Genomic DNA, 8,057 nt, shown 5'->3' on the forward strand with positions numbered 1-8,057 from the left:
GGGTGCGAAGCGAAGGGCCTGCGATGCATCCTCCGCGATGCCGATGGTGGGGCAAACGAGGTAGGGGTCCAAGCCATTGCAGTCGCTGATGCTATAGCAGCAGAGCTGCGGCACGTTGAAATTGGCGGTGCTGCTGAAGTTGCACGCCGAAGGATCGAGGCATCCGAGGACAATGGCCGTAGCGCACGAACCATCGTCGCAACCGGCCGCCGGATCGTACTCGAGGAAGTCGGGGTCCGTACAGCCGCAATCTGGCGGGTACACGAGCAGTCCGCTCTGCTCCTCTCCAAGCAGCAGCGTATCACCTGGGGCCACGTACTTCTGCACGGTGCCATCCGGTTTCTCGATCTCCACATTCAGCCTGAACTCCAGCCCGCCCGTGGTGGTGAGCTGAGCGATGAGCACGAGGTTGTCCGGTGTTGCTCCCTGCACGCCCGGGGTGGCGCACGCACGATGCGCGAGTCATTCGATACGAATTCGCCAGCGGTGGTCTCGTCGCGGAAAACCGCATCAAGGTCATCACCGGATACGAGGAAACTGGGCGGCACTGCAGGCTGACCGCCAAGCGGCACCAAGCCATCGCTGGTGGTGAGGACGATCCCCATCTCCGGCGTGCCATTCACCAGGAGACCGCCCGGGATGGCCGCGCTGCCGCCATCGTTGTTCGCGCCTCCTACGCTGCTGCCATCGGGGTCATCGGCCTTGGGGATGCCAAGGCGCAACGTGCTCGCGCGGCCGGAGGCTCGCTGTTAAGTCGACGCTACCGTTCCTTCGCCCAGCGCGGTGTTGGTGATCCCCGGTGGCCAGCTGCGGCTATCGGTGCCCTGATTGAAGAAGGCTGCGGTGCTGGTGAGGAGAGCGCGTGATTCGCATCGGAACAGCGGGAACAGGCCGCAACCTCTCACATGGGTGGAAGGATCCGGTAGGTCACCGAGCCTTCCGGTACACCACCGCCTACCATGTCCGTTGCGTCGTTGGCATCGCTCACATAGTAGGTCTCCACCAGCACGCCTTCCAAGGCTGGTTGCGCGCGCAGCATGGTTGCGCACAGGAAGCAGAGGAGCAGCACGAACGTTCCGCGCATGGTTATTCGCATGGTATAGGTGAGGCCTAAGCTGTACTCTGTGCCCCAGGCATAGCTGTCGAAATCCACCGCATAGCCCTTCTCGAACTGGTATGCGCGGCGGAAGGGGGAATTCAGCAGGTTGCGCACGCCCAGGCGAAGGCCCCAATGCTTGACGAAGCTCTTGTTCAGCGTGATATCGACCATGCCGGGGCATCTCGTAAGCGCGGATGCACATGGGGTTCACCTCGCTGTTGCTGATAGCCCACCTTCGGCCCTTACGTTGCTCACCGGAGAGGCTGGCGCGCGCGCTGTCGCTGCTGAAGGTGAGCATGCTGTTCACCATGTATGGCGCCTGACCGAACATGTTGGTGGTGTATTCCACCGGCTCGGCAAGCAACGTGGTGCGCAGCACGCTCTGCGATTGCATGAGCGTGACATTGCCGCGCCATTCGATCCAGCGCAGGATGCCCACGCGGCCCTCCACCTCAACGCCCGTGACCGATGAGCGGATGGCGTTGCGCCAGGTGTAGCCTCCCGATGCGGTGAAGACCAGCTCGATGTGGTTCTTGAACTCCTTGTGGAAGGCGCTCACCGACACGTTGTTCCGACTGCGGAAAAAGCGTTCGATGCGCAGGTCGTAGTTGTCCGCTGTGGTCATCTGTAGCTTCGGGTTGCCATAAACCGGTGCGCCCAGGATGTAGTCGAAGAGCTGCACCACGCTGAATTCGCGGAAGCTGGGACGGGCGAGCGATTTGAAGTAGTTCAGGCGCAGGTTCATGGGCGCCTGGTCATCGTCCTTCAGCTTGTAGATGAGGTTGATGCTGGGAGGAAATCCCATTGGTCGAGCGCACCGGGCACCACGCAGGCTGCGGGTCAAAGTTAGCTCACCGTAAGCAGACACGTCACCGACCGTGCCGCGCGCAGGGTCCGATGGGTCCAGGCCTTGCTCGTAGTAGCGGCGGATGTCGGTGATCATGTTGGTTTGCTCGCCGCGCAGTCCACCAACGGCGCGGAGCCTTTTCGTGAGGGCGTAATCGACCATGGCGAAGGCGCCGATGATGCGGTTCAATCCGATATCGTTGTCCTTAAAGGTGCCGAAGGGCCGGTAGAGCGAGGTGAAGCGGCCATCGCCGCGCATATCGAAACGGCCCGGGAGGTCCCATTGCGCGGGGCCAGGCGCGCCGAGCACGGCTCGTGAAGTCCGCCCGTTGGGGCGCTCGTTCCGCAAATAAGCCCCGCCGACACCGAGCTTGCGCACCAGGCCCGTCTCATCGCTCAGGGGACTTCGAGCGTGAGCCGCGCATCCAGGAGCGTCTCATTCAGGAAGCGGTAAGCGCGCGTCGGCGCGGTGAGCGCGGCCTCCACTTCGGTGATGGGCTCACCCGGGGGCGGCTGAACATAGGTGAGCGCCTTGAAGTCGAGCAGGTCCCGGTTGCCGTCGGTGTACGAGATGTCCGCTTCCACCTTCGTGTTGATGGCGGGTATCAAGTGCCGCGAGCTCAACTGGTATACGAACATGCGGCGCTGCTCGTAATACTGATCCTCAGAAGCGTATTCATCCACGCCGATGCCCGGATTGCGGAAGCGCTGATAGCGCGCATTGGCCTGGCCCAGCGCATTGGCCATAGCCAGGAGCGAGATGCTGTTGTTGCGGTTGAGCTTCAAGGACAGGCTGGCCAGCGCGTTCCAGCTGTGCGTGATCCCTGATGGCGCCACACGTGCTTGCGTTGCGCCCGTATTCATCGCCAGGGTTCTCATCATTGAAGGCTCGCCGGTGCGGATGAAGGTGGAGCCCGGATCGTATTCGGTCTCGCGGTTGTAGCGCAGGCCCACCAGGAAGCCCAATGCCTTCGGGTTCTTGCTCTTCTTGAACAAGGTGAGCTGATTGCCCGGCAAAGTTCTGGCGGATGTTGGACTACTGGCCCTGCACCGTGTCCACCCGCCAATTGGTGTTGTCCCATTTGCGGTTGAGTTCTGCCAGCCGCCCATTCAATGTGGGAGAGAAATACGCGAGGTTGTAGGTGCCGTTGTAATCGCTCACAGCCTGCGCGATGGCGCTCTCGTTATAGAGCAGTGCGGGTGCGAAAGCAATCCCAACTCCCAGCGGCAGGTGCTGCAACGTGTTGCTGGTGCTCGTGTTCCGGTGCCCTGGTAGCCCGGCGTATTGGCTGTGATGCCATAACCGCTCAGGTAGCCGCCCAGGCCTAGGAGCTGAGTTGCTCATAGAGGTTTGGTTCGACGAAGAGCGGGTAGTCGCCGCCATCGTCTGGAATGCCTTCAGGTATGCCCCGTCCGCCATCATCGCGCGCTAGCCAATCGGTCTTGCCGGGTCGGCCGCTCACAATGTCCTTCCAGGTGCTGTTGGGATTGTAGCCGATGCTGGTGCCCACGCTCACCCGCAGCTTCTCCGGGTAATCGCTCGTGTTCAGACTGATGAGGGCACCGGCCCAATCGCCAGGCAGGTCGGGCGTGGCGGTCTTGGTGATCACGATGTTGTCCATGAGCCCCGTGGGGAAGAGGTCGAGCCGCAGGTTGTTGGTGAGCGGGTCGAGCGTGGGCAGGCGGCTGCCGTTCACCGTGGTCACGATATAGCGGTCAGCCAGGCCGCGCACGGTTACGAACGCGCCTACGGTGCTCACGCCGGTGATGCGCCTCACGGCCTGCGTTGCATCGCCATCGCCGGTCTTGAGCATGGCATCGCGAGAGATGAAGTCCATGCTCACCGCATTGCCGATCTTCATCCGCTCCAAGTAGGTATCGTTGGTGCGCCGCCTTCGCCTCGATCTCCACGCCTTCAAGGCCACCGCGCTCTCGCCCAGGATGATGTTCACCACGAGCACCTCGCCTCCTTTTGGGCTCACCGTGACCTCCTTGTTCTCGTAGCCCACATAACGAACCACCAGTACATGAGGCCGGGTGCATCGATCAGGAGCGAATAGCGGCCATCGAGATCGGTGGTGGTGCCTTTGGAAGGATCGGCCTTCAGCACCACTGCGGCGCCGATCAAGGTCTCGCCGGACTTGTCGGCCACCTTGCCACGCACGGTGCCTTGGGCAAGAAGCACAGAAGCGAACGATGCGCTTAGCAGCGCCAGGAAGACACGGAGGAGCATGGAGTTGGGCAACCGGGGCCGCGAAGGTGCCCGGGAGCATCCCTTGCCCATGTTCGGGGATCGTTAGCACTTCGCTAGCGATGCATGATGCCACTGTGAATAGAATGCTCGGGCTCTTGCTGCAACGGCAGCAACGTTACGTGCCCGTCCAAATGCCGGGAGGTTGCGCTATTCTCGCGTGAATCGCGCCGATCGCCATTCGCTTCGATCGAGATCGATAAGCGCTTAGGCAGCGCAACCGTGCTCAGCGCCGCTTTGTGCAGCAGTGCGAATGAGCGCTCGATCGCCCTTGCGGCCGGTGAGGTCATGAACGCGCAGTACGGCATTCTGCGGTGGCCACGCGAGCTCCACATTCAGCATATCGCTGGTCGCATGTAGCCACAAGCGCGCCTGCGGCAGCCCGCGTTCCTCGATTTCCGCAGTGACCACCGTCAAGCACGCGCTCGTATCGGTGCATCCGTTCTGCGTTACGGCACGGCATACTGGCCATTGGCCGAAGCGATGAAGAAGTAATTCGTGGCACCGGCGATAGGCGCATTCGTCAGGCAGTTGATCCACTGGTATTGCGCGCCCGTTGCTTGCGCGAAGAGCTGGTGGCCGTTCTGCGCGATGCCCACGTTCACCGGGATCACCGTGAGGTTCAGCGTAACCAGTGAATCGCATCCCGATGCCGTTGGGATGGCCGCTGTGTAGGTGCCCGATTGCGTGAGCGCTTGCCCGTTGAGGATGTAAGACTCTCCGCTGCAGATGGTAGCGGAGATGGTTCCAGCGCCCGGCACGCCTTCCACATAATTGCTCGTTGCGCCATTGAGCGCGAAGCCCACGAGTGAGCCATTGATGTTGCCCGCAGCATCGGTCAAAGACGTGAGGCCCGCATTGTTGCCGCCAGCCACGCCTTGGTCCATGCGGTAGTACAAGCGCAGGTCGTCATCATCCGTGTTGGCGCCAAAGGCCATGATGCACTGGATCTCGGCCTCCGTGAGCCCCTGCGCCAAAGGGTGGTCTCGTCCACCCGGCCATTAAGGAAGATCTGCGTGGAACCCGGATAGGCATGTTGCCGATGCGGAACAGGCCCGTTGGCGGTGATGTTCCGCTGGCTGCGGTGGACCCGATGAGCTCGCCATCGTGGTACATGGCCAAGGTGCTGCCATCGTAGGTGAGTGCCACGAATTGCCAGGTATTCAAGGTGAGCGCGTTGTCCGTGGCGATGGTGAAGACCTGATTGGCACTGTTGCGCAGTAAGCCTTCCAAGGTGGTGCCGTAGGTCTGCAACAGGTAGAAGTCGCACTGGGCATTGTCGGAAGCCCGCGATGGCCTCCATGTCGGGCCAGTTCGCGTTCTGCGTGGGATAGACCCAGCACGTGATGCTGAAGCCGGATTGATTGGCGATCTGCGCCGAGGCATTGGCCACAACCACCTCATCGTTCACGCCATCGAAATGGAGCGCATTGCTCACTTGGCCGCTGCTGCAAAGAGCAAGTGAAATGGCCAACAGGACGGTTGAGGGTCGAAGTGCTCTCATATGGGCAGGGATTGGGTCCGGCGGAAGACGACTTCCCAAAGAAAAGCAAGATGGCCTGATCGAACTCTGCCAAGGGGCGGTGGTTACTTTCGGCCCTCATTCATCGGCATGAAAATCCTCGTCCTGCTCAGCCAAAGTGCCCGACACCACCGCACGCATCGCCTTCACCAACGGCGACACGCAATACGATGGCAACGGCGTCACCTTCATCATGAACCCCTACGACGAATGGTACGCCCTGGTGCGCGCCTTGGAGCTGAAAGAGGCCAAGGGCAGCGGTTCGGTAACCACCATCACGGTGGGCGGTGCCGATACCGGGCTACCATCCGCAAGGGACTGGCCATCGGTGCCGATGAAGCCGTGCGCATCGACGCACAGCCGTCCGACGCCATGCAAGTGGCTGAGTTGATGCGGGCTGGGCCAAGGACAAGGGCTTCGACCTGGTGCTAGCTGGAAAAGAGACCATCGACCATAACGGTGGCGTGGTGGGCGCCATGGTGGCCGAATTGCTCGACGTGCCTTATGTGCCCCTCGCGAGCAAGCTTGATGTCAACGGCGATACCGCCGCAATCGACGCGACGTTCCCGGCGGCGTTGAAGTGCTGGAGGTGAAATTGCCCTTCGCCCCTGAGCGCCGCCAAAGGCATGGCCGAGCAACGCATCCCAAACATGCGTGGGATCATGGCGGCGCGCACCAAACCGCTGCAAGTGGTGGCCGCTGGCGCTGTGAGCAATGCAGCAAACACCGTGAAATTTGAGCTGCCGCCTGCCAAGGGCGCAGTGAAGATGATCCCCGCCGACGAGGCCGGGAAGCTCATCGAACTGCTGCTGCACACCGAAGCCAAGGTGATCGATGGGAAATCCGTACGGGCGGATGGTGATCCGCCCTCATTCATTCAACCATGAGCACGATCGCATTCATCGATACACGCGGCGACAAGCTGCCGAAAGCGGCGCAAGCCGTGACCTACGCGACCAATTGGCTGGCGGGCCCATCACAGCCATCACCTTCGGCGATGCCCAAGGCTTGGAAGCATTGGGCGCGAACGGCGCCAAGAAGGTGATCGTGGCGCGCGGCGTGAAGGCCGTTGACAGCCAGCAACTGGCCAAGCTCGTGTGCGATGTGGCCGCTGCCGAAGGCGCCACCACCATCGTATGCGTGCATGATGCCACCGGCAAAGCCGTGGCACCCCGCGTTGCAGCGCGCTTGAAAGCAGGACTCGTGGCAGGCGCCACCGGCATGCCCGATGGGAACCGCTTCCGCCGCAACGTTTTCAGCGGCAAGGCCCGCGCATGGGTCGAGATAAGCAGCGCCGTGAAGGTGATCAGCCTCTCCCCCAACAGCATCGCTATCGCGAACAATGGTGGCATCGCTGTCGTGGAGGAGTTCAGCGGCGACCTGGGCGCAGCGCGCATAACCGTGAAGGAGTTGCGCAAGGCAGGATCCGGAGTGCCCCTGCCGGAAGCCGGGTGGTAGTGAGCGCAGGCCGTGGCATGAAAGGCCCTGAGCATTGGGCTCCGGTCGAAGAACTGGCACAACTCCTTGGCGCAGCCACCGCATGCAGCCGCCCGGTGGCCGACATGCACTGGCGCCCGCACCACGAGCACGTGGGACAAACAGGCGTGGCCATCCGCCCCAACCTCTATATCGCCATCGGCATCAGCGGCGCCATTCAGCACTTGGCCGGGGTGAACCAGAGCAAGGTGATGTGCGTGATCGACAAGGATCCGAGGCCCCCTTCTTCAAGGTCGCGGACTACGGCATCGTGGGCGACGCCTTCGAGGTGCTGCCAAGCTCATCGAGGCCGCGAAGAAGCTCAATGCGGAACGTTGAACCAGTTGGCAGCAGGCATTCGGCAGTAGGCCGTTGGTGCCGCTTCGGGGCCAACTGCCTGCTGCGCACTGCCAACTGAACACTGCATCCTACCTTCACGGCCCGCTGCGCACCGCATGGACAAGGTTGAGCTGAAGTTCCTCCGCATCACGTACAGCCACACGCACGCCGGGGGCTTACGCGCTGATCCTCCGCTGAAGCCTTCGGCGACCGACGTCTCCCCATCATCATCGGGGGCGTTGAGGCCCAGGCCATCGCCATCCAAGTAGAGAACATCAAGCCGGCGCGGCCGCTCACGCACGACCTCTTCAAGCATGTGGCCGACACCCTCGGCTTCAACCTGAAGGAGGGTGATCATCAGCGATCTGGTCGAAGGCATCTTCCATGCGCAATTGGTAGTGGAGCAGGAAGCGCGCGAGGTCACCATCGATGCACGCAGCAGCGATGCCATCGCGCTGGCCTTGCGCTTCGATTGCCCCATCTACACCTACGAGCCGATCCTCGGCGCTGCCGGTCTGAAGGTG

The 8,057-nt window shown here is 62.0% G+C and carries 10 protein-coding genes and 2 pseudogenes; 3 read left to right on the plus strand and 9 right to left on the minus strand.

The features are described 5' to 3' along the window. The 9 genes from IPK70_17510 to IPK70_17550 form a co-directional block, all read right to left on the minus strand. On the minus strand, positions 1-405 hold a 405-nt coding region (locus IPK70_17510; GenBank protein ID MBK8228955.1), incomplete at its 3' end, for a hypothetical protein. Further along, on the minus strand, positions 357-722 hold the full coding sequence (locus IPK70_17515) for a hypothetical protein (GenBank protein MBK8228956.1): 366 nt from the start codon (positions 720-722) through the stop codon (positions 357-359). The genes IPK70_17515 and IPK70_17510, both read right to left, overlap by 49 nt. Before the next feature lie 27 nt (positions 723-749). Beyond that, positions 750-2,324, minus strand: a complete 1,575-nt coding sequence (locus tag IPK70_17520; GenBank protein ID MBK8228957.1) for a TonB-dependent receptor — start codon at positions 2,322-2,324, stop codon at positions 750-752. A gap of 17 nt (positions 2,325-2,341) precedes the next feature. Next, positions 2,342-2,941 (minus strand): hypothetical protein, encoded by a 600-nt coding sequence (locus IPK70_17525; protein MBK8228958.1) that lies wholly within the window; start codon positions 2,939-2,941, stop codon positions 2,342-2,344. A 40-nt stretch (positions 2,942-2,981) separates the two neighbouring features. Beyond that, positions 2,982-3,290, minus strand: a complete 309-nt coding sequence (locus IPK70_17530) for a hypothetical protein (GenBank protein MBK8228959.1) — start codon at positions 3,288-3,290, stop codon at positions 2,982-2,984. After that, entirely contained in the window at positions 3,271-3,954 is a 684-nt protein-coding gene (locus tag IPK70_17535; GenBank protein MBK8228960.1) for a TonB-dependent receptor plug domain-containing protein, read from the minus strand. The genes IPK70_17530 and IPK70_17535 overlap by 20 nt, the downstream gene beginning before the upstream one ends. Next, the gene (locus tag IPK70_17540; protein ID MBK8228961.1) at positions 3,924-4,178 is read right to left on the minus strand and encodes a hypothetical protein; all 255 of its coding nucleotides are present in this window, start codon (positions 4,176-4,178) and stop codon (positions 3,924-3,926) included. Before IPK70_17540 ends, IPK70_17535 begins: the two co-directional genes overlap by 31 nt. Positions 4,179-4,645: 467 nt before the next feature. Further along, positions 4,646-5,134, minus strand: coding sequence for a hypothetical protein (locus IPK70_17545; protein MBK8228962.1), 489 nt, complete (start codon positions 5,132-5,134; stop codon positions 4,646-4,648). Then, positions 5,109-5,450 (minus strand): hypothetical protein, encoded by a 342-nt coding sequence (locus IPK70_17550; protein MBK8228963.1) that lies wholly within the window; start codon positions 5,448-5,450, stop codon positions 5,109-5,111. The genes IPK70_17545 and IPK70_17550 overlap by 26 nt, the downstream gene beginning before the upstream one ends. A 461-nt stretch (positions 5,451-5,911) precedes the next feature. On the opposite strand from IPK70_17550, the pseudogene IPK70_17555 reads away from it, so the two are divergent. From IPK70_17555 to IPK70_17565, 3 genes and pseudogenes are all read left to right on the plus strand, one after another. Next, a pseudogene (locus tag IPK70_17555) lies at positions 5,912-6,605 on the plus strand (electron transfer flavoprotein beta subunit/FixA family protein). Continuing rightward, positions 6,602-7,612: pseudogene (locus IPK70_17560) on the plus strand (electron transfer flavoprotein subunit alpha/FixB family protein). The pseudogenes IPK70_17555 and IPK70_17560 overlap by 4 nt, the downstream one beginning before the upstream one ends. 144 nt (positions 7,613-7,756) lie before the next feature. Further along, a partial coding sequence (locus IPK70_17565) for a bifunctional nuclease family protein (protein ID MBK8228964.1) occupies positions 7,757-8,057 on the plus strand: 301 nt, incomplete at its 3' end.

The sequence above is a fragment of the Flavobacteriales bacterium genome, from assembly GCA_016712535.1.
Lineage (GTDB): Bacteria > Bacteroidota > Bacteroidia > Flavobacteriales_F > PHOS-HE28 > PHOS-HE28.